The 22,103-nt window shown below is 73.1% G+C and carries 23 protein-coding genes; 14 read left to right on the top strand and 9 right to left on the bottom strand.

The window, feature by feature from the left end; genetic code table 11:
- Positions 1 to 132: 132 nt before the first annotated feature.
- Both ACQPX6_RS27060 and ACQPX6_RS27055 read right to left on the bottom strand, forming a co-directional pair.
- Positions 133 to 2,289 (bottom strand): 3-hydroxyacyl-CoA dehydrogenase NAD-binding domain-containing protein, encoded by a 2,157-nt coding sequence (locus tag ACQPX6_RS27060; protein WP_433788368.1) that lies wholly within the window; start codon positions 2,287 to 2,289, stop codon positions 133 to 135.
- Positions 2,290 to 2,348: 59 nt separating this feature from the next.
- Positions 2,349 to 3,557, bottom strand: a complete 1,209-nt coding sequence (locus tag ACQPX6_RS27055; protein WP_433783808.1) for an acetyl-CoA C-acetyltransferase — start codon at positions 3,555 to 3,557, stop codon at positions 2,349 to 2,351.
- Positions 3,558 to 3,708: 151 nt separating this feature from the next.
- On the opposite strand from ACQPX6_RS27055, the gene ACQPX6_RS27050 reads away from it, so the two are divergent.
- The 4 genes from ACQPX6_RS27050 to ACQPX6_RS27035 all read left to right on the top strand — a co-directional run bounded on the left by ACQPX6_RS27050 (position 3,709) and on the right by ACQPX6_RS27035 (position 7,452).
- Positions 3,709 to 5,454, top strand: coding sequence for an FAD-dependent oxidoreductase (locus tag ACQPX6_RS27050; RefSeq protein WP_433783807.1), 1,746 nt, complete (start codon positions 3,709 to 3,711; stop codon positions 5,452 to 5,454).
- Between the two features lie 8 nt (positions 5,455 to 5,462).
- Positions 5,463 to 6,164: an acetoacetate decarboxylase family protein gene (locus ACQPX6_RS27045; RefSeq protein WP_433783806.1), complete on the top strand. Its 702-nt coding sequence runs from the start codon at positions 5,463 to 5,465 to the stop codon at positions 6,162 to 6,164.
- Positions 6,161 to 6,748, top strand: coding sequence for a TetR/AcrR family transcriptional regulator (locus ACQPX6_RS27040; protein ID WP_433783805.1), 588 nt, complete (start codon positions 6,161 to 6,163; stop codon positions 6,746 to 6,748). The genes ACQPX6_RS27045 and ACQPX6_RS27040 overlap by 4 nt, the downstream gene beginning before the upstream one ends.
- A gap of 68 nt (positions 6,749 to 6,816) precedes the next feature.
- Positions 6,817 to 7,452 carry a TetR/AcrR family transcriptional regulator gene (locus ACQPX6_RS27035; RefSeq protein ID WP_433783803.1) on the top strand — a complete coding sequence of 212 codons (636 nt, stop codon included), beginning with the start codon at positions 6,817 to 6,819 and terminating at the stop codon, positions 7,450 to 7,452.
- Here the strand turns inward: ACQPX6_RS27035 and ACQPX6_RS27030 are convergent, their stop codons facing one another.
- Both ACQPX6_RS27030 and ACQPX6_RS27025 read right to left on the bottom strand, forming a co-directional pair.
- Positions 7,453 to 8,493, bottom strand: a complete 1,041-nt coding sequence (locus ACQPX6_RS27030) for an LLM class F420-dependent oxidoreductase (protein ID WP_433783802.1) — start codon at positions 8,491 to 8,493, stop codon at positions 7,453 to 7,455.
- The gene (locus ACQPX6_RS27025; protein ID WP_433783801.1) at positions 8,490 to 9,632 is read right to left on the bottom strand and encodes an acyl-CoA dehydrogenase family protein; all 1,143 of its coding nucleotides are present in this window, start codon (positions 9,630 to 9,632) and stop codon (positions 8,490 to 8,492) included. Before ACQPX6_RS27025 ends, ACQPX6_RS27030 begins: the two co-directional genes overlap by 4 nt.
- A 164-nt stretch (positions 9,633 to 9,796) precedes the next feature.
- On the opposite strand from ACQPX6_RS27025, the gene ACQPX6_RS27020 reads away from it, so the two are divergent.
- From ACQPX6_RS27020 to ACQPX6_RS27005, 4 genes are all read left to right on the top strand, one after another.
- Entirely contained in the window at positions 9,797 to 11,338 is a 1,542-nt protein-coding gene (locus ACQPX6_RS27020) for a long-chain-fatty-acid--CoA ligase (RefSeq protein ID WP_433783800.1), read from the top strand.
- A 72-nt stretch (positions 11,339 to 11,410) separates the two neighbouring features.
- Positions 11,411 to 11,761: a VOC family protein gene (locus tag ACQPX6_RS27015; protein WP_433783799.1), complete on the top strand. Its 351-nt coding sequence runs from the start codon at positions 11,411 to 11,413 to the stop codon at positions 11,759 to 11,761.
- A gap of 153 nt (positions 11,762 to 11,914) precedes the next feature.
- Entirely contained in the window at positions 11,915 to 12,361 is a 447-nt protein-coding gene (locus tag ACQPX6_RS27010; protein WP_433783798.1) for a DUF6194 family protein, read from the top strand.
- A gap of 5 nt (positions 12,362 to 12,366) precedes the next feature.
- On the top strand, positions 12,367 to 12,657 hold the full coding sequence (locus tag ACQPX6_RS27005; protein WP_433783796.1) for a hypothetical protein: 291 nt from the start codon (positions 12,367 to 12,369) through the stop codon (positions 12,655 to 12,657).
- Here ACQPX6_RS27005 and ACQPX6_RS27000 read toward each other — a convergent pair.
- Positions 12,644 to 13,009, bottom strand: coding sequence for a hypothetical protein (locus ACQPX6_RS27000; protein WP_433783795.1), 366 nt, complete (start codon positions 13,007 to 13,009; stop codon positions 12,644 to 12,646). The two genes, ACQPX6_RS27005 and ACQPX6_RS27000, sit on opposite strands and share 14 nt — an antisense overlap.
- An 8-nt stretch (positions 13,010 to 13,017) precedes the next feature.
- Positions 13,018 to 14,193, bottom strand: coding sequence for an iron-containing alcohol dehydrogenase (locus tag ACQPX6_RS26995; RefSeq protein WP_433783794.1), 1,176 nt, complete (start codon positions 14,191 to 14,193; stop codon positions 13,018 to 13,020).
- A gap of 80 nt (positions 14,194 to 14,273) precedes the next feature.
- On the opposite strand from ACQPX6_RS26995, the gene ACQPX6_RS26990 reads away from it, so the two are divergent.
- A complete protein-coding gene (locus ACQPX6_RS26990; RefSeq protein WP_433783793.1) occupies positions 14,274 to 14,633 on the top strand; it encodes a hypothetical protein in 360 nt (119 codons plus the stop codon).
- 158 nt (positions 14,634 to 14,791) lie between these two features.
- Here the strand turns inward: ACQPX6_RS26990 and ACQPX6_RS26985 are convergent, their stop codons facing one another.
- The gene (locus tag ACQPX6_RS26985; protein WP_433783792.1) at positions 14,792 to 15,628 is read right to left on the bottom strand and encodes an alpha/beta fold hydrolase; all 837 of its coding nucleotides are present in this window, start codon (positions 15,626 to 15,628) and stop codon (positions 14,792 to 14,794) included.
- Between the two features lie 195 nt (positions 15,629 to 15,823).
- Here ACQPX6_RS26985 and ACQPX6_RS26980 point away from each other — a divergent pair, with 195 nt between their 5' ends.
- Positions 15,824 to 15,949, top strand: coding sequence for a hypothetical protein (locus ACQPX6_RS26980; protein ID WP_433783791.1), 126 nt, complete (start codon positions 15,824 to 15,826; stop codon positions 15,947 to 15,949).
- Here the strand turns inward: ACQPX6_RS26980 and ACQPX6_RS26975 are convergent.
- Entirely contained in the window at positions 15,946 to 17,496 is a 1,551-nt protein-coding gene (locus tag ACQPX6_RS26975) for an acyl-CoA synthetase (protein ID WP_433783789.1), read from the bottom strand. The two genes, ACQPX6_RS26980 and ACQPX6_RS26975, sit on opposite strands and share 4 nt — an antisense overlap.
- 65 nt (positions 17,497 to 17,561) lie before the next feature.
- Between ACQPX6_RS26975 and ACQPX6_RS26970 the strand changes: the two genes are divergently transcribed.
- A complete protein-coding gene (locus ACQPX6_RS26970; RefSeq protein ID WP_433783788.1) occupies positions 17,562 to 18,164 on the top strand; it encodes a TetR/AcrR family transcriptional regulator in 603 nt (200 codons plus the stop codon).
- Positions 18,165 to 18,265: 101 nt separating this feature from the next.
- On the opposite strand, the gene ACQPX6_RS26965 is transcribed toward ACQPX6_RS26970, so the two are convergent.
- Positions 18,266 to 19,114 carry a crotonase/enoyl-CoA hydratase family protein gene (locus ACQPX6_RS26965; RefSeq protein ID WP_433783786.1) on the bottom strand — a complete coding sequence of 283 codons (849 nt, stop codon included), beginning with the start codon at positions 19,112 to 19,114 and terminating at the stop codon, positions 18,266 to 18,268.
- A gap of 179 nt (positions 19,115 to 19,293) precedes the next feature.
- Between ACQPX6_RS26965 and ACQPX6_RS26960 the strand changes: the two genes are divergently transcribed.
- The 3 genes from ACQPX6_RS26960 to ACQPX6_RS26950 are packed head-to-tail and all read left to right on the top strand — an operon-like array spanning position 19,294 to position 22,051.
- Entirely contained in the window at positions 19,294 to 19,497 is a 204-nt protein-coding gene (locus ACQPX6_RS26960; RefSeq protein ID WP_433783785.1) for a ferredoxin, read from the top strand.
- Positions 19,494 to 20,783 carry an NAD(P)/FAD-dependent oxidoreductase gene (locus ACQPX6_RS26955; protein WP_433783783.1) on the top strand — a complete coding sequence of 430 codons (1,290 nt, stop codon included), beginning with the start codon at positions 19,494 to 19,496 and terminating at the stop codon, positions 20,781 to 20,783. The genes ACQPX6_RS26960 and ACQPX6_RS26955 overlap by 4 nt, the downstream gene beginning before the upstream one ends.
- The gene (locus ACQPX6_RS26950; protein WP_433783781.1) at positions 20,780 to 22,051 is read left to right on the top strand and encodes a cytochrome P450; all 1,272 of its coding nucleotides are present in this window, start codon (positions 20,780 to 20,782) and stop codon (positions 22,049 to 22,051) included. The genes ACQPX6_RS26955 and ACQPX6_RS26950 overlap by 4 nt, the downstream gene beginning before the upstream one ends.
- Positions 22,052 to 22,103 lie beyond the last annotated feature (52 nt).

Genomic DNA, 22,103 nt, shown 5'->3' with positions numbered 1-22,103 from the left:
ATGTCGCGTGGTCGGGGCCGACCCTACGAGACAGTCAGGGCTGACGGTATGGGTGCGGGCGTGACGAACGAAGGGCACCTCCGCTCGAAGACATCGAGCGAAGGTGCCCTCGGTCAGCTCAGGCAGTCGCGGTCACTCGCCCCGCAGCGTCTGACCCTTCTCCGCCTTCTCGACCAGCGAGGCCGGGGGCTGGAAACGGTCGCCGTAGGCCTTGGCCAGGATGCGGGCGCGCTCGACGAACCCGGGCAGGCCGCCGGGGTAGCCGTCGATGTACTGCGCCACGCCGCCGGTCCAGGCCGGGAACCCGATGCCCATGATCGAGCCGATGTTCGCGTCGGCGATGGTGTGGAGCACGCCCTCGTCGAAGCACTTCACGGTCTCGAGGGCCTCGGCGAAGAGCATGCGCTCCTGCATGTCCTCGAACGGCAGGTCGCCCTTCGCCGCCCCGAACTCCTCGGACAGGCCCGGCCACAGCCGCGTGCGCTTGCCGGACTCGTCGTACTCGTAGAACCCCGAGCCCGACGAGCGGCCCTTGCGGCCCAGCTCGACCATGCGGTCGATGATCGCCTCGGAGGGGTGCTCCGCCCAGGTGCCGCCGGACTCCTCGACGCCGCGCCGGGTCTCCTGGCGGATCTTCTGCGGCAGCGTGAGGGTCAGCTCGTCCATCAGCTGCAGCGGCGGGGCCGGGTAGCCGGCCTGCGACCCGGCCTGCTCGATCGACGACGGCGCGGCGCCCTCGCCGAGCATGGCCACGGCCTCGTTGATGAACGTGCCGATGACGCGGCTGGTGAAGAACCCGCGGCTGTCGGAGACGACGATCGGGGTCTTCTTGATCTGGAGCGCGATGTCGATGGCCTTGGCCAACGTCGCGTCGCTCGTCTTCTCGCCGCGGATGATCTCCAGGAGCGGCATCTTGTCGACCGGCGAGAAGAAGTGCAGGCCGATGAAGTCCTCGGGGCGGTCGACGCCCTCGGCGAGGCTGGTGATCGGCAGCGTCGAGGTGTTCGAGCCCAGGACCGCGTCGGGCGCGAGGTGCGGCAGGATCTCGCCGAAGACCTGCTTCTTGAGGTCCGGGCTCTCGAAGACGGCCTCGATGACGAGGTCGGCACCGGCGGCGGCGGACGCGTCGTCGGTCGCGGTGATCCGCGCGAGCACCTCGTCGGCCTTGTCCTGCGTGGACTTGCCGCGCGAGACGGCCTTCTCCAGCAGCTTCTGCGAGTACGCCTTGCCCTTGTCGGCGTTCTCCTGGCTGACGTCCTTGAGGACGACCTCCAGGCCCGCCATCGCGGCGGTGTACGCGATGCCCGCGCCCATCATCCCGGCGCCGAGCACGACGATCTTGCGGGCCGTGTGCTTCTCGTAGCCGTCCGGACGCGAGGCGCCCTTGTTGATGGCCTGCAGGTCGAAGAAGAACGCGCGCGTCATGTTGGTCGACACCTGGCCGCAGGCGAGGTCGGCGAAGTAGCGCGACTCGATCTGCCCGGCGTTGTCGATGTCGACCTGCGCGCCCTCGACGGCCGCGCACATGATGTTGTACGGCGCAGGCATCGGGGCGTTCTTGAGCTGCTTGCGCAGGTTGGCCGGGAACGCCGGGAGGTTCGCGGCGAACTTCGGCACCGACGGGGTGCCGCCCGGGATCTTGTAGCCCTTGACGTCCCACGGCTGCGCGGCCTCGGGGTTGTCCTTCACCCACTGCTTGGCGCGCGAGATCATCTCGTCCGGGCTGTCGACGACCTCGTGCACGAGGCCGGCCTCGAGGGCGGCCTTCGGGTTGCGCTGCTGACCCTGCAGCAGCACGTTCATGAGGCCGTCGGCCAGGCCCAGCAGGCGCACGACGCGCACGACGCCGCCGCCGCCGGGCAGGAGGCCCAGCGTCACCTCGGGCAGCCCGATCTTCGAGCCCTTGGCGTCGAGCGCGACGCGGTGGTGGCACGCCAGCGCGATCTCGAGGCCGCCGCCGAGCGCGGCGCCGTTGATCGCGGCGACGACAGGCTTGCCCAGGGTCTCCAGGCGCCGCAGCAGACCCTTGATCTGCTGGGACTGGTCGAAGACCTTCTGCGCGTCGGCGCGGGTGTACTTGACGAGGTCGTCGAGGTTGCCGCCCGCGAAGAACGTCTTCTTCGCCGAGGTCAGCACGACGCCCGCGATCTGGTCCTTCTCGGACTCGAGGCGCTCGAGGGTGGCGGCGAAGTCCTCGCCCCACTTGGCGCTCATCGTGTTGGCCGAGGCGGTCGGGTCGTCCATCGTCAGCGTGACGATGCCGTCCCCGTCGGCCTCCCACCGGAACATGTTCTCGGACACTGCTCTGGCTGCTCCTTCTCGCTGGGGGTGTCGTTCCGGGGGTGGTGTCAGACCCGCTCGATGATCGTCGCGACGCCCATGCCGCCGCCGATGCACAGCGTCACGAGGGCGCGGCGCAGGTCGCGGCGCTCGAGCTCGTCGACCATCGTGCCGACGAGCATGGCGCCGGTGGCCCCCAGCGGGTGGCCCAGCGCGATGGCGCCGCCGGCGACGTTGGTGCGCTCGTGCGAGAAGCCCAGGTCCTTCATCAGCTTCATCGGCACGGCGGCGAACGCCTCGTTGATCTCGAGGAGGTCGATGTCGTCGACGGTCATGCCGGCCTTCGCCAGCACCTTCTCGCACGCCGGCGTCGGTCCGGTCAGCATGATCGTCGGGTCGGCGCCCGAGACGGCCGTGCCGACGATGCGGGCGCGGGGGGTCAGGCCGTTCTGCTTGCCGGCCTCCTCGGTGCCCAGCAGCACCAGCGCGGCGCCGTCGACGATGCCCGAGCTGTTGCCGGGGTGGTGGACGTGGTTGATCGCCTCGACCCAGTGGTACTTCTGCAGCGCCACCGCGTCGAAGCCGCCCATGTCGCCGATGCCGGCGAACGACGGCTTGAGGCCCGAGAGGCCCTCCATCGTGGTCTCGCGGACGTGCTCGTCGTGGTCGCAGACCACCAGGCCGTTGCGGTCGACCACGGGGACGATCGAGCGGTCGAAGGCGCCGTCGGCCCACGACTTCGCCGCGCGCGTCTGCGACTCGAGCGCGTAGGCGTCGACGTCCTCGCGGCTGAAGCCCTCGAGGGTGGCGATGAGGTCGGCACCGATGCCCTGCGGGACGAACGAGGTCTTGAAGTTCGTCTCCGGGTCCATCGCCCAGGCGCCGCCGTCGGAGGCCATGGGCACGCGCGACATCGACTCGACGCCGCCGGCGACGATGAGGTCCTCGAAGCCCGAGCGCACACGCTGGCCGGCCTGGTTCACGGCCTCGAGCCCGGAGGCGCAGAAGCGGTTGAGCTGGACGCCGCCGACGTGGTCGGGCAGGCCCGCGGCGATGGCGGCGGTCTTGGCGATGTCGCCGCCCTGGTCGCCGACGGGGGTGACGCAGCCGAGGACGACGTCCTCGATCTTGTCGGGGTCGAGCCCCGGGTTGCGCTTGCGCAGCTCGTCGATCAGGCCGACGACCAGCGACACCGGCTTGGTGGCGTGCAGCGAGCCGGTCGCCTTGCCCCGACCGCGGGGGGTGCGGAGGGCGTCGTAGATGAATGCCTCGGTCACGGAAGGGTCCCTTCGCGGGGGCGTCTGCTCTCAACAGTCAAAGTAGACTGTTTAGCTCTCGTGTCAACGTGCGCGAGGCCTCCTGTTACTGGCCAGTAGGGTGGTCGGACCCTCGTTGACACGCTGCCAACGACCCGGGGAGCCTGGGCCCGTGGGCGACCTGGATTACGACGTGCTCGTGGTGGGCTCGGGCTTCGGCGGGTCGGTGACCGCGCTGCGCCTGGCCGAGAAGGGCTATCGCGTCGGCGTGCTCGAGGCGGGCCGCCGCTTCGCCGACCACGAGTTCCCCGCCACCTCGTGGCAGCTGCGCGACTACCTGTGGGCGCCGTGGGCGCGCTGCTTCGGCATCTTCCGGGTGAGCCCGCTGCGCGACGTCCTCGTGCTCTCGGGCGCCGGCGTGGGTGGGGGCTCGCTGGTCTACGCCAACACGCTCTACCGCCCGCCGCGGGCCTTCTACGACGACCCGCAGTGGCGCGACATCACCGACTGGGCCGACGAGCTCGACGCGTCCTACGACCAGGCGACCCGCATGCTGGGCGCCACGACCTACCCGCGCGTGTCGCCGTCGGACGCGGTGATGCGCGACGTCGCCCGCGAGATGGGCGTCGAGCACACCTACCGGCCGGCCGAGGTGGGCGTCTTCTTCGGCGCGCCCCCCGGCACGGAGGTGCCCGACCCGTACTTCGGCGGCGCCGGGCCCGCGCGCCACGGGTGCCTGCACTGCGGCGAGTGCATGACGGGGTGCCGGCACGACGCGAAGAACACGCTGGTCAAGAACTACCTGCACCTCGCCGAGGCCGCGGGCGTCGAGGTGCACCCGCTGACGACGGCCACCCGCATCCGCCCGCGCGACGGCGACCTCTCCGGCGCCGCGGGCTACGTCGTCGACACCCGCCGCACCGGCGCGCCCGGCGGCCGGCGGACGTTCACCGCGGGCCAGGTCGTCGTGTCCGCGTCCGCGCTCGGCACCCAGCGCCTGCTGCACCGGCTGCGCAGCCGCGGCGACCTGCCGCGCGTGTCCCCGCGGCTCGGCGAGCTCTCGCGCACCAACTCCGAAGCCATCCTCTCGGCGCGCTCGCCGAGCCCGGACGCCGACTTCACCCGCGGGGTCTCGATCACCTCGTCGACCCACCCCGACGCCGACACCCACGTCGAGCCGGTGCGCTACGGGCGCGGGTCGAACCTGCTGGCGCTGCTGTCCGCGGTGCTCGTCGACGGCACCACGCCGGCGGACGACACGACGCTCGGCACCCGGGGGCCGTCCTGGCGCCGCATCGCCGGCGAGGTCCTGCGGTCCCGCAAGACGCTGTGGGCGCTGCACCGGCCGCGCCGGTGGGCCGAGCAGTCGATCGTGCTGCTGGTGATGCAGTCGCTGGACAACTCGCTGACGCTCACGCCCCGCCGGTTCCTCCGGGGCCTGCGCTCGCGCCCGGGCGCCGGCACCGCGAACCCGGCCTGGATCCCCGCGGGGCACGAGGTCTCGCGACGGGTGGCGCGCCGCATCGGCGGCGTCCCCGTCGGCGCCGGCTCGACGCTGGTGAACGTCCCGGTCACGGGGCACTTCCTCGGTGGCGCGGTGATCTCCGAGACCCCGGAGACCGGCGTCGTCGACCCGTACCACCGCCTGCACGGCCACCCCGGCGTCCACGTCGTCGACGGGTCGACGATCCCCGCGAACCTGGGCGTGAACCCGTCGCTGACGATCACCGCCCTGGCCGAGCGGGCGATGTCGCTGTGGCCCAACCGCGGCGAGCCCGACCCCCGGCCGGCACCCGGCGCGCCCTACCGTCGCGTCGACCCGGTCGCGCCGCACCACCCGGTCGTGCCGGCGGACGCGCCGGGCGCGCTGCGCACGGCCGTCGACCTGCCCGCGCCGAGGATCGGAGCGCCCCAGTGACCGGGAATGTGACCAGCTACCCGCCCGAACCCTGGACCCTGGTCGGCCGGATGGACGTGTCGACCTTCCTCGTCCCCACCGCGGACCTGCCCACCGCGACCTGGCCCGACGGCTGGCGCCCGTTCGTCCTCGCCGGCCGCACGCCGGTGGGCGCCGCGTGGGTCGACTACGCCGAGGGCGGGGTGCTGAGCTACCACGAGCTGCTCGTCGCGGTCGCCGGCCGTGTGGGCCCGCGGGTGCGCCCGCACATCGTGCGCATCTGGGTCGACAGCCCCGCCTCGCGCGACGGCGGGCGCGCGCTGTGGGGCATCCCGAAGGGCCTCGCGACGTTCGAGGGGCTCGCGGCGGGGCGGCCGTCGATGACCCTCGAGGGCGCCGCCCGGCCCGCCGCGAGCGCGGTGCTGCGCCGCGGCACGCGCCTGCCCGGGCGTCCGCGCGTCGGCTTCACGCTCGCCCAGGACCTCGACGGCGGGCTGATCGAGAGCCCGGTGGTCAGCCGCAACGGGCTCGGCCTGCTGCGCGCCGACTGGACGTTCGACGCCGACGGTCCGCTCGGCTTCCTCGCCGGCCGCCGCCCGGTGCTCTCGACGACCCTGCACGACTTCGCCATGCTCTTCGGGATGACGCCGCACGACCGCGCCATCCACCAGCGTGGGGGCCACGCTGGCGTTCAACGCCAGGAAAGCCCCCACCTCGGGGCGGCGAGGTGAGCACGCCCGTGCGGGGCCGGCGGCTCGCCCCCGATGCGCGGCGCGAGGAGATCGTCGCCGGCGCGCTGCGGCTGTTCACCGACCACCCCTACGCCGCCGTCTCGACCACCGACCTCGCCCAGGAGGCAGGCGTCGCGCGCGGGCTCATCAACCACTACTTCGGCACCAAGCGGGCGCTCTACCTCGAGGTCGTGCGCCGGCTGACGACGATCCCCGAGGTGGCGGTCGAGGAGCTCCCGCCGGGCCCGGTCGACCTGCGCGCGGCCGCGGCCGTCGACTGGTTCCTCGACACCGTCGACCGCCACCGCGGGCTGTGGCTCTCGGTCGGCACGGGCGCGGCCGGCGACATCGACGTCGACGCCATCCTCGCCGAGGCCGACGAGATCGCCGCCGACCGCGTGCTCGCCGCCCTCGCCCCCGACGCGCCCGACGACCCGTACCGCCCGCGCGTCCGGTCCTTCTTCGGCCTCGTGCGCTCGGCGTCCCGCGAGTGGCTGGTCCGCGGCACGCTCGACCGCGCCGGCACCCGCGCCCTGCTCGTCGACGTGCTCCTGTCGGTGCTCCGCCGCGACAGTCAGGTTTGACCGTTCGCGTCGGCGGCGGCACGATCGTCGGCGACGGAGATCAGCACGGCGACGGGAGGGGCGGGATCGTGAGCACCCGGTCGGCCGCCGAGCCCGAGCGGCGCTCCCGCGAGCAGCGCACCTCGGACAGCCGGACCCGCATCCTCGACGCCGCCGTGGCGTGCCTCGTGGAGTCGGGCTACGCGGGCACCACGACGCTGACCATCCAGAACCGCGCCGGGGTCTCGCGCGGGCGCCTGCTGCACCACTTCCCGTCGAAGGAGAACCTGCTCGTCGCCGCCGCGCAGCACCTCGCGACCAGCCGGTTCGCCGAGGAGGGGCTCGCGCACGCCGACCTGCCCGACGCCGACGTCGACCCGGGCACGCGCCTCGACCGCGCCGTCGACGTCATGTGGTGGACCTACCAGCAGGCCTACTTCTGGGCCTCGGTCGAGCTGTGGACCGCCGCGCGCACCGACCCGGCTCTGGCCGCGGCGCTGCTGCCCGCCGAGCGCCGGCTGGGCGCGGCGATCCGCCAGACCGTCGACGCCTTCTTCGAGGACTACGGCACGCCGCAGCAGGCTGCGATGGTGCGCGAGACGCTGCTGACCAGCATGCGCGGTGTCGCCCTGACCTACGGGTTCGACCCGCGCGACCCGTCCACCGACCCGCACCTCGAGCAGTGGAAGCAGCTCGCGCGGGCCCTCCTCATGCCCGCCGCCTGATCACAGCAGCGACTTCAACGTCTCCAGCGACGACGTCACGGACTCGTGGTCGGGGTCCAGCGGCTGGATGTTGAGCTGCGTGACGCCGGCCGCGGCGAACCCGCGGACCTGCTCGGCGACCTCGTCCTCGCTGCCGATGAGCGACACCGCGTGCACCAGCTCCTCGGGCACCTTCTCGGCCGCCTCCTCCTTGCGGCCGGAGAGGTAGAGGTCCTGGATCTCCGACGCCTCGTCGGCGAACCCGTAGCGGGCGGCGAGCTTCGCGTAGAAGTTCTGGTCCTTGGAGCCCATGCCGCCGACGTAGAGCGCGAGCTGCGGGCGGACGTGCTCGCGCAGCTTGCCTGCGCCCGGACCGATCGCGAACGGGACGCCGACCGCGACCTCGAGCTCGCCCAACGCGGGGTCCCGCTTCGCCTTGCCGGCGGCCAGGGACTCGCCCCAGACCTCCTGCGTCTTGCCGGGGTGGAACCAGATCGGCTCCCACACCTCGGCCAGCTCGGCCGCGAGCTCGACGTTCTTGGGGCCCAGCGCGGCGAGCATCACCGGGATCCGGTCGCGCACCGGGTGGTTGATCAGCTTGAGCGGCTTGCCCAGGCCCGTGCCCTGGTCCGGGGGCAGCGGCACCGTGTAGTGCTTGCCGGAGTACTCGAGCTTCTCGCGGCGCCACACCTGGCGGCAGATCTCGACGATCTCGCGGGTGCGGCCCACCGGCGCGTCGTACTTGAGGCCGTGGAAGCCCTCGATGACCTGCGGCCCCGAGGCACCCATGCCGAGCACGAAGCGCCCGTCGGACACGTAGTCCAGGCCCGCCGCGGTCATCGCCGTCAGCGCCGGGGTGCGCGTGTAGATCTGGACGATCCCCGACTCGATGGTCAGCCGCGACGTCTTGGCCGCGATGTAGCCGAGCTGGCTCACCGCGTCGAAGCTGTACAGCTCGGCCACGCCCACGGCGTCGAGACCGGCGGCCTCGAGCTCGACCAGCCTGTCCACCGTCTCGCGGAACCCGCCGGCGGCGTACGCCAGCGTCATGCCGACCCTCATCCGAGGACCACCCGTCCGATGATCTCCTTCATGATCTCGGTGGTGCCGCCGTAGATCGTCTGGACGCGGGTGTCGAGGTACGCCTTGGCCACCGGGTACTCCTTCATGTACCCGTAGCCGCCGTGCAGCTGGAGGCATCCGTCGATGACCTCCTTGGCCGTCTCGCTGGCCCAGTACTTGGCCATCGAGGCGTCCGACGGCCCGAGCTTGCCCTCGTCGAGCTCGGTGATGCAGCGGTCGACGAAGCTGCGGGTGACCGCGAGCTTGGTGGCCATCTCGGCCACGGAGAACCGGACCGTCTGGAGCTTCGCCAGCGGCTTGCCGAACGCCGTGCGGTCCTTGACGTAGGCGATCGTGTCCTCGAGGACCTTCTCCGCGCCGGCGACGGCGGCCACGGCGATCGAGAGCCGCTCGCGGGGCAGGTTCTGCATCAGGTAGATGAAGCCCTTGCCCTCCTCGCCGAGCAGGTTCGACGCGGGGACGCGGACGTCGGTGAACGACAGCTCCGCGGTGTCCTGGGCCGACATCCCGATCTTCTCGAGGTTGCGGCCCCGCTCGAAGCCGGGGGCGTCGCGCTCGACGGCGATGAGGCTGAAGCCGTGCGCGCCGGCGTCCGGGTCGGTCTTGCAGACCACGATCACCAGGTCGGACAGGATGCCGTTCGTGATGAACGTCTTCTGCCCGTTGATCACCCATTCGTCGCCGTCGCGGACGGCGCGCGTCTGGATGCCCTGCAGGTCCGAACCGGTGCCGGGCTCGGTCATGGCGATCGCCGAGATCAGCTCGCCGGTGCAGAAGCGCGGCAGCCAGCGCTGCTTCTGCTCGTCGGTGGTGAGCTCGATGAGGTAGGGGGCGACGACGTCGTTGTGGAGCGTGAAGCCCAGCCCGCTGGTGCCGGCCCGGGCGACCTCCTCGGTGACGATCCACTGGAAGCGCAGGTCCGGCGTGCCGCCGCCCCCGTACTCCTCGGGGACGTCCATCGCCAGCAGTCCGGTCTTGCCCGCCGCGAGCCAGATGTCGCGGCTGACGTGGCCCTGCTTCTCCCACTCGGGGTGGTGCGGGACCGCCTCCTTCTCCAGGAAGTCCCGGACCATCTGCCGGAAGTCGGTGTGCTCGTCGGAGAAGATCGTGCGCTCCACCGGTGGCCACTCCTCGTGGGACGTCGGGCTGGGGTGCTCAGCCTGACCGCACCGGCCGGTAACAGTCAAGCCTGACTCTTCCCGGTGGCGGTACGGGTGGTTACGGTCGCGACGTCCCTGTGGTCCCCATCACCGCAGGTCCCCCGGCCCCGTGGAGGTCCCCCGTGCCGTTCCGGCTCACCGACGTCGTCCGCCAGCACGTGAGCGACACCGAGCTGGTGGCCCTGACGTTCGAGGGGCGGAACACGACGTACGCCGAGCTCGACCGCCGCGCCGGCCTCGCCGCCCGCGCGATGGCCGCCGACGGTCTCGGCGCCGGAGCACGGGTGGTCTGGCTGGGCAAGAACCGCGCCGAGTTCTTCGACCTGCTGTTCGGCGCCCCTCGCGTGCGCGCCGGCACGGCGCCGCTGAACAACCGCCTGACCCAGGACGAGCTGCTCGCGATCATCGAGGACGCCGCCGCGCCGCTCGTGGTGCTCGGCCCCGACTTCGCCGGCATGCGCGACGACGTCGGCAAGATCGACGCCGTGCAGCGGGTGCTCGTCGTCGACGAGGACTACGAGGACTGGCTCACCGCCTCCGACGAGGTGCTCGACCCGCCGGACGACGCCCAGGACGACGACTGCGTGCTGCAGCTCTACACCTCGGGCACCACGGGCCTGCCCAAGGGCGTCGTCCTCACCCACACCCAGTTCGCGGCGCTGCTCTCGGTCGGAGACCACTGGGGCTTCGACACCCAGTCGGTCGGCCTGGTCGCGATGCCGCTGTTCCACATCGGCGGCTCGGGCTTCGCGCTGGTCTGCCTGTCCTTCGGCGCGCGGGTGGTGCTCGTCGCCGACATCGTCCCCGACCAGCTGCTCGCGACGATGGCCGACGAGGGCGTCACCAACGCCTTCCTCGTGCCGGCGGTGCTGCAGTTCCTCGTGCAGGTGCCCGGCGCCGCCGACCGCGACTGGACGAAGCTGCGGGCCATCGCCTACGGCGCCTCGCCGATCACCTCGACCGTGCTCAACCGCGTCCTGACGACGTTCAAGGCGCCGCTGTTCCAGGTCTACGGCTCCACCGAGACCACCGGCGCGATCACCCAGCTCGACCCCGAGGACCACGACCCGGACGGCCCGCGCGCCCACCTCATGCGCTCGGCCGGCAAGCCGTACCCGTGGGTCGAGCTCAAGGCCGTCGACCCCGCGTCCGGCGAGGACTCGGCGCACGGCGAGGTCGGCGAGATCTGGATCCGGTCGAGCCAGAACACGCCCGGCTACTGGGCCCGGCCGGAGGAGACGGCGCAGGCCATCACCGAGGACGGCTGGTTCCGGACCGGGGACGCGGGCTATCTCGACGAGGAGGGCTACCTGTTCCTCACCGACCGGATCAAGGACATGATCGTCACCGGGGCCGAGAACGTGTACCCCATCGAGGTCGAGAACGTCATCTCCGGACATCCCGACATCGCCGACGTCGCGGTCATCGGCGTCCCCGACGAGCGCTGGGGAGAGACGGTCAAGGCCGTCGTCGTGCCGAACGAGGGCGCGACGATCGACACCGACGCCTTCCTCGAGTGGTGCAAGGAGCGCATGGCCGGCTTCAAGCGCCCGCGGTCGGTGGACGTGATCGAGGCGCTGCCGCGCAATCCGTCGGGAAAGATCCTCAAGAAGGACCTACGCAAGCCCTACTGGGAGAACGCCGAGGGGCGTCAGATCGGCTAGGACGTCGACGCCCGGTCCCGAGCCAGGATCAAGTGGTTGCAAATCAGGACTACTTGCGGCACGGTCGACGGTATGGACATCAGCCACCTGCTCGCCGTCGTCCCCGTCAGCGACCACGAGGCCTCGGTCCGTTGGTACGAGAACCTCCTCGGGCGACCCGCCGACAGCCGGCCCATGGAGGCCCTCGCCGACTGGCACGTCACCGAGACCGGTTGGCTCCAGGTGTTCCGCGACCCGTCCCGTGCCGGCACGACCGCGGTCAACCTCGCCGTCGGCAGCATCGACCAGGCGGCCGGGACGATCCGGGCCCGCGGGATCACGCCCGACGAGCCGGTCGAGGCCTCCGCCGGTGTGCGCCTCCTCCCGGTCCGCGACCCCGACGGCAACGTCGTCACGCTGATCGAGGGCCCGCGCAGGGACTGACCGCCGGGTGGAGACTCGCCCGGTGCTGGTGCACCTGGCGGTCGGGATCGGCCTCGTGGTCGCCCACCGACGCCGCGGGTCCGCGCCGAATAGGAGGTGACCTGCGTCACTTGACCCGGACGAGCGATCTCGGAAACGTGCTGTCTTCCAGCAGTGGATTTCGACGCCGTCAAGGACGTTCTCGCTGCCTTCCCCGACACCCGCATGATCGAGGGCGGCGGGGACTTCTTCGCCATCTACGACCCCGACGGGGACTACGAGCAGCGTCCGCGGCAGGGCTGGGCGACGCTGGTCCGCTCCGACGCCCACGACCAGGTGTCCGACCTGGACCGGCCCGGCGTGTTCCGGCTGAACATCGGCCTGCCGCGGCGCCGCTACGACGAGCTCGTCGCCGAGGCCGCGGACCCGGACTTCGCCGCCCTGGACGTTCTCGTGCCGCACCCCGTGTACGCCGGCTACGGCTGGGTCTGCGTGCTCAACCCCGAACGCACCTGGCCGACGGTGGAGACGCTGCTCGCCGACGCCCACGACTTCGCGGTCCGCAAGCACGACAACGCCGCCCGGCGGCGCGCCGGGTCGGCGGCAGAGGTGGGACGCTGAGCGGCGTGGACACCGTCCTGACGGCGAGCGTCGTGTGTGGCATGTTCGTCGTGCTGCTCGTGCTCCTGCTCGCGGCGGTCCTGCGCGTGCACCGCGGTCGCGGCGGGGGCCGGGTGGTGGCCGAACGCCTCGCCGAGCTGGACGACTGGTTCACGCCGGGCCGGCGTCGCCAGCTCGACCAGGAGCGCCTGGTGGCCGAGGCCCGCGTCGACACCCGCACCGGCGACGACGACCCGCTCGACCGCTGGACCGACGCCGCCGTGCTGCGCCGTCGCGGAGGGCTCAGGCGACGCTGAGCCAGCGTCGCGCGGCGTCGGCGCCGTCGTCGGGGCGGCTGTTGAAGGCGATGGCGGCCTGCGGGGCGTGGACGCGCACGAGGTTCACGACGCGCTCGAAGAGCTCGAGGAGCTCCTCCTCCTTGCGGATGCCGCCGCCGATCACGACGCACGCGTAGGGCTCGCGGCGCAGCAGCGTGGCGATCCGGTCGTCCGAGGTGTCGTCGAACGGCAGCAGGCCGAGCTCGCAGGAGATGCCGTACTCGACGAAGCGCCGCTGCCCGCGCTCGATCGCCTCGACGACCGGCGCGGGGTCGTAGCCCGGGATCGTGGTGGGGTCGAACCCGAGGACGAGCACCTGTGTCGACGTCATGCGTCTTCCTAGCGCCGACGCGGCCGCCGGAGAAGCCTCAGAGGGCGGCGACGAGGAGATCGCGGACGTCCTGCTCCGACACCGGGCGCGGGCAGCCGGCCAGGGCCCGGGTCTCGCGCATCGTCGCGGCGGCGATCGCGTCGAGGTCGCCCTCGCCGATGCCCTCGTCGCGCAGCCGGCGGGGCACGCCGAGGCGGTCGAGCAGGGCGTCGAGCAGCTCCGGCGCCTCGCCGGTGCCGTCGCCCAGCGCCGTCGCGATCGTCGCCATCGCCTCCGGGGCGTGCGGGGCCACGAAGCGCAGGACGTGGGGGAGCATCACGCACGACGTGACGCCGTGGGGGGACGCCGGCCGCGCCGAGCTGGTGGCCGACCGCGTGCGACAGGCCCACCGAGACGTTGGTCAGCGTCAGCGCCGACAGCTCGGCCGCGCGCTGGCAGGCGAGCGTCGCCTCGCGGTCGTCGGGGTCGTCGGCCGCGCGCGGGAGGTGCTCGCCGAGCAGGGCGAGGGCCTCGCGGCACAGGGCGGTACCGAACGGGTGGGCGTCGCGGGCGTAGATCGTCTCGACGGCGTGGTCGACGGCGCGCACGCCCGTGGTGGTCCACAGCGAGCGCGGGGTGTGCCGGGCCAGGTCGGGGTCGAGCACGACGACCGCCGGCACCAGGCGCGGGTGGAACAGCGCGTGCTTGGTCTGCTCGCGCTCGACGGTCAGCCCGGCGAGGCCCGTCCACTCGGCGGCCGAGAGCGTCGTCGGGACGGCGACGACGGGCAGCGGGGCGAGGCCCGCCGGCGGGTGGTCGACGGCGCGGCCGAGGGCGTCGGCGTCGGTGATGTCCTCGGCGAGCGCGAAGGCGACGAGCTTCGCCGCGTCGATCGGCGACCCGCCGCCGATCGCGACGACCATGTCCGCGCCGGCCGCGCGCACCGCGGCGGCGATCTCCGCGACCGCGGCCGAGGGGTTGTGGGGGTGGACGTCGTCGCGCTCCACGACCAGCCGGTCGCCCAGGGCCGAGCGGAGCCCGTCGAGCTCGGGCAGGGCCGCGACCGAGCGTCCGGACAGCACCGCGACGCGCCGGGCGCCGCGCTCGTCCACCTCCTCGGCGAGGGCGGCCAGGGCGCCGGGGCCCTCGAGCACGCGCTCCACCCGCGGGATGTCGAAGCGCCGCACCGTCGGGGCGTCGGTCATCGGTCGTCCTCCTCGTGTCGTCCCACCGGCCGTGCGGCGGAGATGGCGTCACCCGGGCGGTGGGCGGGTACAGCGGGGTGGTGACGGTTGAGAACACAGGCGTCGCGCTCGCGAAGCAGGCCACGGACGCGTTGCGCCGACTCGACGACCAGGGACCGACGTTGCGCCCGGACGGTGTCGACCACTTCACGTGGTCCGCCGACGTGCTCGACGAGCTGGCCCGCCTGGCGGAGACGATCGGGCGTGCGGTCGAGCGGGTCAGCGGCGAGAGCGCTCCGGGCGCCGAGTCCCATGCCCAGGCCCTGGCGACGGCGATCGTGGCCCACCGCAACTCCCTGCTGAGGCACGGCGGCGGCCACCACCCTTTCCGGGATGGCGGTGACCGGATGCCCGAGGTCACCGCCGAGCGTGCACTCGCGGAGCTCCACCTCGTCGGCTGAGGCCCGCGCGATCTCATCGGTTCCCGGCACCGCCGGGACCGGGTGTCGTGGATCCCACCCGCGACCGGGCACCCATCCGTAGCATGGGTCTGTCGGCCGCGCCCCCCTCGGCCGACCATGGTTCCGGGAGCGCATCCCCCCGCGCTCCCGGAACCCCCTCACTTCGCCACGTGCTCCAGCACGAGGTCGGCCAGACGGTCGGGCGCCTCGTCGGGGATCCAGTGGCTCACCCCGGGCAGCACCTCGAGCCGGTAGGGCCCGCGCATCCACGCGCCGTTGCCGTGCACGGCCTCCAGCGAGACCGCGGCGTCGCCGTCGCTGCCGACCATCAGCGCGGGCACCTCCACCGGCACCGGCAGGCCCGGGTGCTGCCAGAGCGGGGCGGCGCGGTACCACGCGATCCCGCCCGCCAGCGCCGGCCGCAGGCCGCCGAGCGCGGCGAGGGCGGCCTCGTCGCGCCGAGCCCGCTCCGGCGTCTGCCCGATCCGCTGCAGGGTCGCGGCCAGCGCGCCCGGCCGGGCCAGGTAGCGCTCCGCGAGCCCGGGCACCTGGAAGGCGTACGTGTACCAGGACAGCAGCGCCTGGCGGCTGCGCGTCATCGCGCGGAAGAACGCGGCGGGGTGCGGCACCGACACGCCGGTCACGGTCGTGACGCGCTCGGGGTGCAGGGCGGCGAGGGCCCAGGCGACGATCGCGCCCCAGTCGTGCCCCACGACGTGCACCGGCCCGCCGCCCGCGGCGTCGGCGAGGGCGACGACGTCGGCGGCGAGCTCCTCGACGCGGTAGGGGCGGCGGCCGCTCGGGCGGGCGCCGGGCGAGTAGCCGCGCTGGTCGGGGGCGAGCACCCGGTACCCCGCGGCGGCGAGCCGGCGGGCGACCGGCCCCCAGCTCGCCGACGTCTGGGGGAAGCCGTGCAGCAGCAGCACGATCGGGCCGTCGGAAGGGCCGTACTCGGTGACCCCGAAGTGCAGGCCGTCGCGGGTGAAGGAGTCCACGACCCGGATCCTGCCGGGCCCGGGGCCGTCGCGCCGATCTTGCGACACGTCCACCGAAGGTGGACCCCCGGGACGGGCGGGCGCGTTACGGTCGGTGCGCGCCGGCTCCGCCCGGAGAAACCGCGCACAGCCACGGCCACAGGAGCGCAGGGACAGATGTCTGCAGGCGTGAGGCGGTTGCTGATCGTTGTCGTCGTGGCCGTCCTGCTCTACTTCGTGATCGCCCAGCCCGAGGGCGCGGCCGACGTCGTGCGCTCGATCGTGGCCATCATCGGCAGCGCGCTGTCCTCGATCGCGACGTTCTTCCGCTCGCTCTTCTAGGCCGGCGCGAACTCGCCGGCCGCGTGGCGCTCGCGCAGCCGGTGCTTCACGAGCTTCCCGGTGGGCGTGCGCGGCAGGTCGTCGGTGAACACCAGCCGCCGCGGCGCCTTGTACCGCGCGATCCGGGCGCGCACGTGCTCGAGGAGCTCCTCGGCCAGCGCGTCGGAGGGCGCGGCGCCGGGCGCGGGCTGGACGACGGCCAGCACCGACTCGCCCATCTCCTCGTCCGGCACCCCGATCACCGCGACGTCGAGCACCGCCTCGTGCAGCGTGAGGACGTCCTCGATCTCCTGCGGGTAGATGTTCACCCCGCCCGAGATGATCATGAAGCTCTTGCGGTCGGTGAGGTGCAGGAAGCCCTCGTCGTCGACGTAGCCGAGGTCGCCCGTGGTCGTCCACGTCTCGTGCTCGGGGTGCTGCGCGGCGCGCGTCTTCTCCGGGTCGCCGTGGTACGCGAACGGCCGGACGTCGCGCTCGAAGTAGACGGTGCCGACCTCGCCGGGAGCGAGCTCGCGGCCCTGGTCGTCGCAGACGTGGATCGTGCCGAGCCCCGTGAGCCCCACCGAGCCGGGGTGCTCGAGCCACTGCTGGGGGCTGATGAACGTGATCCCGTTGGCCTCGCTGGAGCTGTAGTACTCGTAGAGCACCGGGCCCCACCAGTCCATCATCGCCCGCTTGACCTCGACGGGGCACGGCGCGGCGGCGTGGATCGCGACCCGCAGGCTGGAGACGTCGTAGCGGGCCTTGGTCTCCTCCGGCAGCTTGAGCATGCGGACGAACATCGTCGGCACCCACTGGCTGTGGGTCGCGCGGTACCGCTCGATCGCCGCGAGGGCCTGCTCGGGGTCGAAGCGGTGCATCATCACGACCGTGCCACCGGTGGACTGGATCGTGGCGCCGAAGCGCAGCGGCGCAGCGTGGTAGATCGGCGCCGGCGAGAGGTAGACGGTGTCCTCGCCGAAGCCGTACATCGGCTTGAACACCGCGATGTAGAGGTCGCCGGGCTCGTCGATCTGGCGGTCGGGCAGGTTCGGCTTGATGCCCTTGGGGCGGCCGGTGGTGCCCGAGCTGTAGAGCATGTCGCCGCCGCGGGGCTGGTCGGCCAGGGGCTCGGCGGGCTGCGCGCCGACGACCTCGTCGTAGTCGCGGTGCTCCGCGACGGGGCCGCCGAAGGCGAGGCGCAGGGTGACCTCCGGGGTCTTCGCGACGATCGCGGTCGCGAGGTCGCCGGTGGCCGCGGAGACGACCAGGGCCTGCGCGCCGCAGTCGTCGACGATGTAGGCCGCCTCGTCGGGGGAGAGGTGGTGGTTGACCGCGGTGACCAGGAGGCCGGCGCGCTGCGCGGCCCAGTAGACCTCGAAGGCGCGGGGGTGGTTGTCGGTCAGCAGGGCGACGACGTCGCCCCGGCGCAGGCCGTGCTCGACCAGGGTGCGCGCGAGGCGCACCGAGCCGTCCTCGAGCTCGCGGTAGGTCAGGCCCTCGCCGGTCTCGGCCATGATCACCGCGGGCCGGTCGGGGTGGGTAGCGGCGAAGGTCCCCGGGAACATGGCGCCGTAGAGTAGATTACGTTCTGGCGCAGGGGAACGGCGTGAGCAGGGGGAGGTCCGCGACCATGCCGACGGCCACCCCGCGGTCGTACTTCGACGAGGCCCTGCGCGTGCTCGCCCGCGAGGGGCGCAACGGCCTGCGCATCGGGCGGCTGTGCTCCGCGCTGGGCGTCACCAGCGGGTCCTTCTACCACCACTTCGGCGGCTGGGACGGCTTCGTCGCGGCGCTCCTGGAGCACTGGGAGCGCGAGGAGGTCGGGCGCATCGTCGAGCTGGTCAACGCCAGCGACGACCCGTTCGAGCGCGTGCGGCGCATGAAGTACCTGGCGCTGACCGTGCCCCACGAGGCGGAGACGGCGATCCGGGCCTGGGCCACCGTCGACCCGGTGGTCGAGGCCGCCCAGCGCGCCGTGGACCGCGGGCGGCTGCACGCGCTGGCCGACGTGCTCGCCCCGGTGATCGAGGACCCGGAGCGGCGCGGGCGCCTCGCCGCGCTGGGCGTGGCCGTGCTCGCCGGGCACCAGCAGATCGCCGGCGTCGCGGACGCGGACCTGGCGTCGCTGCTCGACGAGTTCGACCTGCTCGTGCGCGCCCACGCCTCGGGGGTCTGGGACCCCGTGGTGTCCGCCGACGCCCCGTGGCACCCGGCGGCGCACGAGGACCGGTGATCGTGGGGGCTTTCCGCGCACCCAGTGCCAGCTGCGCTCACGCCTCCGGCGCGGCAGCTCCGCTTCGCTCCGTGCCGCCTGCCCCCACGCTGGCAAACACCTCAGTCGGCGTAGCGGGGCGCGCGCTGCTCGGCGAAGGCGGTGACGGCCTCGGTCAGGTCGTCGGAGAGCAGAGCCGAGGCGTTCCAGGTCGCGATCTGGTCGAGAGCGTCCGCGGTGGTGTGGTCGCGGGCATAGGTGATCGCGTGCTTCGTGCCCCGCATCGCCAGCGGCGACTTCGCGGCCAGGTCCTGCGCGATCCCCTGCACGTGGGCGACCAGCGCGTCGGCGTCGTCGGCCTCGACGCACGCGTTGACCAGCCCCCACGCCTCGGCCTCGGGGCCTCGGACGTCGCGGCACGTGTAGGCCATCTCGCGCGCCCGGCCCTCGCCGACGATCCGGGGCAGGCGCTGCAGCACGCCGACGTCGGCGGCGAGCCCCATGTCCACCTCCTTGAGCGAGAACTTGGTGCGCGGGGTGGCGTAGCGCAGGTCGCAGGCGACGGCGAGGTCGAGCCCGGCGCCGACGCACACGCCCTGGATCGCCGCGAGCACCGGCACCCGGCAGCGCTCGACCGAGGTGAGCACGTCCTGCAGGTCGAGGATCAGGCGGCGCAGGGCCTCGCGCGCCCGCCCGCCGTCGGTGCCGGCCGGGGCCATGCCCTGGATCTCGGCGAGCATCGAGAGGTCGATGCCGGCGCAGAAGTGCTTGCCGGCGCCGGCGAGCACGACGGCGCGCACGCCCGGCTCGGCGTCGAGCGCGGTGAACGTGTCGCGCAGCTCCTGCCACAGCGTGCGGTCCAGCGCGTTCGCGGCCTGCGGGCGCTCGAGGCGCACCGTCGCGACGCCGCCGTCGCGGGTGACCGAGAGCGCCGTCGGCGCGGCCGGTGCGTCGAGATCGAGCGTGCTCACGTCCCGTGCTCCCTTCGGACGAGGTGACCCCGCCGACGCTCTCACGCCCGGCGGGCAGCGGCGCGGTCCGCGGGAGGGTACGAAGGGCCACCGGGCCGTGACGCAGGTCTCGCGCCCGTACCATGACGGACGTTATGGTGACCGCCGACGAGGGCGTCGAACGAGCCAGGAGGTGCCCGATGAGGATCGTCGTGGACTGGGACCGGTGCACCGGCATGGGCATGTGCGAGTCCCTCGCGCCGGACGTGTTCGAGGTGGACGACGACGGGTCGCTGATCCTGCACACCGAGGAGGTCAGCCAGGACCAGGAGGCCGAGGTCCGCGAGGCCGTCGCCGCCTGCCCGACCGAGGCGCTCTCGCTCGAGGGGCCGATCGAGGCGTGACCCGCCTCGTGGTGGTCGGCGCGTCCCTGGCCGGCCTGCGCGCGGTCGAGGCCGTCCGGCGCGACGGCTTCGACGGCGAGGTGACCCTCGTCGGGGCCGAGGAGCACCTGCCCTACGACCGGCCCCCGCTGTCCAAGGAGTACCTCGCCGCCGACGAGTCCCCCGACCCGCGCTACCGCGAGGAGGAGACCTTCGCCGGCGACCTCGACGTCGAGCTCCTGCTCGGCACGCCGGCTTCGGCGCTCGACACGGCGGCGCGGACCGTCACGGTGGGGGACCGCACGGTCTCCTACGACGGCCTGGTCATCGCCACCGGCGCCCACGCCCGCACCCTGCCCGGCACCGAGGGGATCGCGGGTGTGCACACCGTCCGCACCCTCGACGACGCCATCGCGCTGCGCGCGGCCCTGCGCGGCGGGGCGTCGAGGCTGACCGTCGTCGGGGCGGGCTTCATCGGCTCCGAGGTGGCCTCGGTGGGTCGCGGGCTCGGCCTCGAGGTGACGATCCTCGAGGCGCTGGAGACCCCGCTGGCCCGCGCGGTCGGCGAGCGGATGGGGCGCGCGCTGACCCACCTGCACCGGCGCCGCGGCACCGAGGTGCGCACCGGCGTCGCCGTCGACGAGGTCCTCGCCGAGGACGGCCGGGTGCGCGCGGTGCGCCTGGCGGACGGCACCGAGATCGCCACCGACGTCCTCGTCGTGGGCATCGGTGCGCGCCCGGCCACCGACTGGCTCGAGGGTTCGGGGCTGAGCCTCGACGACGGGGTGATCGCCGACGAGACCCTCGCCGCCGCGCCGGGCGTGTACGTCGCCGGGGACGTCGCGCGCTGGCCGAACGCGCTGTTCAGCGACGTCGCCGCGGGCACCATGCGCCTCGAGCACTGGACGTCGGCGGCCGAGCAGGGCGGCCGCGCCGCGCGCCACGCCGTCGACCCCGCCGTCGCGAAGCCGTACGAGACCGTCCCGTACTTCTGGTCGGACTGGTACGGCGGCCGCGTCCAGTTCGTGGGGATCGCGGTGGGCGACCACGTCGAGGTGGTGGCCGGCGACGACGCCGAGGGCGGGCCGTTCACGGCGATCTACCGCGCCGGCGGGCGCATCGTGGGCGCCCTCGCCGTCGACATGCCCGCCGAGGTCATGAAGTACCGGCGGCTCATCGGGAAGCGGCAGACCTGGGACGACGCCCTCGAGCTGGCCGAGCAGCGCCGGGCGCAGCGGGCCGAGAAGCAGGCCGCCCAGCAGGAGGAGCAGCAGCAGACCGCCGACCCGTCGGGAGCCACCGCATGACCACGCAGCTCGAGGTCGACCCCGTCGACCTCTCGACCCTCGCGTTCTGGGGCCGGCCGATGGCCGAGCGCGACGCCTCGTTCGCCGAGCTCCGCCGCGAGCGCCCGGTCTCCTGGCACCGCCCGCCCGAGGGCATGCTCATGCCCTCGGAGGACGACCCGGGCTTCTGGGCGGTCGTGCGCCACGCCGACATCGGCCACGTCAGCAAGAACCCCAAGCTCTTCTGCTCGGGGCAGGGCGTGCAGTTCCAGGACGCGCCGCCCGAGCTGCTCGAGGCGTCGCAGTCGTTCCTGGCGATGGACGCGCCGCGGCACACCCAGCTCCGCAAGATCGTCAGCGCGGCGTTCACGCCGAGACAGGTCCGCCGCGTCGAGGACCGCATCGCCGAGCGCGCCGCGGCGATCGTCGACGAGCTGCGGGAGCACCTCTCGGGCCACACCGACGGCGACTTCGTCGAGCTGGTGGCCAAGCGCCTGCCGATGGGCACGATCTACGACCTCATGGGCGCGCCCGTCGAGTACCAGGAGTCGCTGGCCGAGGCCGCCGACATGCTCGTGGCCGCCAACGACCCCGACGTCCTGGAGAACCTCGGCGTCTCCGACCCGCTGCAGGTCGCGGGCCAGGCGCTGATGAACCTGCTGGGCCCGGCGCTCGAGCTCGCCGAGGCACGCCGGCAGCAGCCCCAGGACGACCTCATGACCAACCTCGTGCAGGCCGAGGTCGACGGCCAGAGCCTCACCGACAACGAGATCGGCGCGTTCTTCGTGCTGCTCTCGGTGGCCGGCAACGACACCACGCGCAACACCATCGCCCACTCGATGCGCCGCCTCACCGAGCACCCGGACCAGCGCGCCTGGCTGGCCGAGGACGTCGAGGGGCGGATGCCGGGCGCGGTCGAGGAGTTCGTCCGGCACGCGAGCCCCGTGCTCACCTTCCGGCGCACGGCGGTCGAGGACACCGAGCTCCGCGGGCAGCGCATCGCGGCGGGCGACAAGGTCGTCATGTTCTACGAATCGGGCAATCGGGACGACGAGGTGTTCCGCGCCCCGCTCGACTTCGATCTCTCCCGCAACCCCAACCCGCACGTCGGCTTCGGGGGTGGCGGACCCCACTTCTGCATGGGCAACATGCTCGCGCGCACGCAGTTGCGGCAGGTCTTCTCCCAGATCCTCACGCGGGTCCCGGACCTCACGGTGGGCGAGGGGGCCAAGCTGCGCAGCAACTTCGTGCACGCGGTGAAGTCCATGCCCTGCTCGATCGGGGACTGAGCCCGTCCCGGGGACGGGATGGGGTGAGGCGGGGGGCACGACGTGGTGCAAC

The sequence above is a fragment of the Actinomycetospora sp. CA-101289 genome, assembly GCF_050955895.1.
GTDB lineage: Bacteria > Actinomycetota > Actinomycetes > Mycobacteriales > Pseudonocardiaceae > Actinomycetospora.
This window is presented reverse-complemented; position numbering and strand designations above follow the sequence as displayed.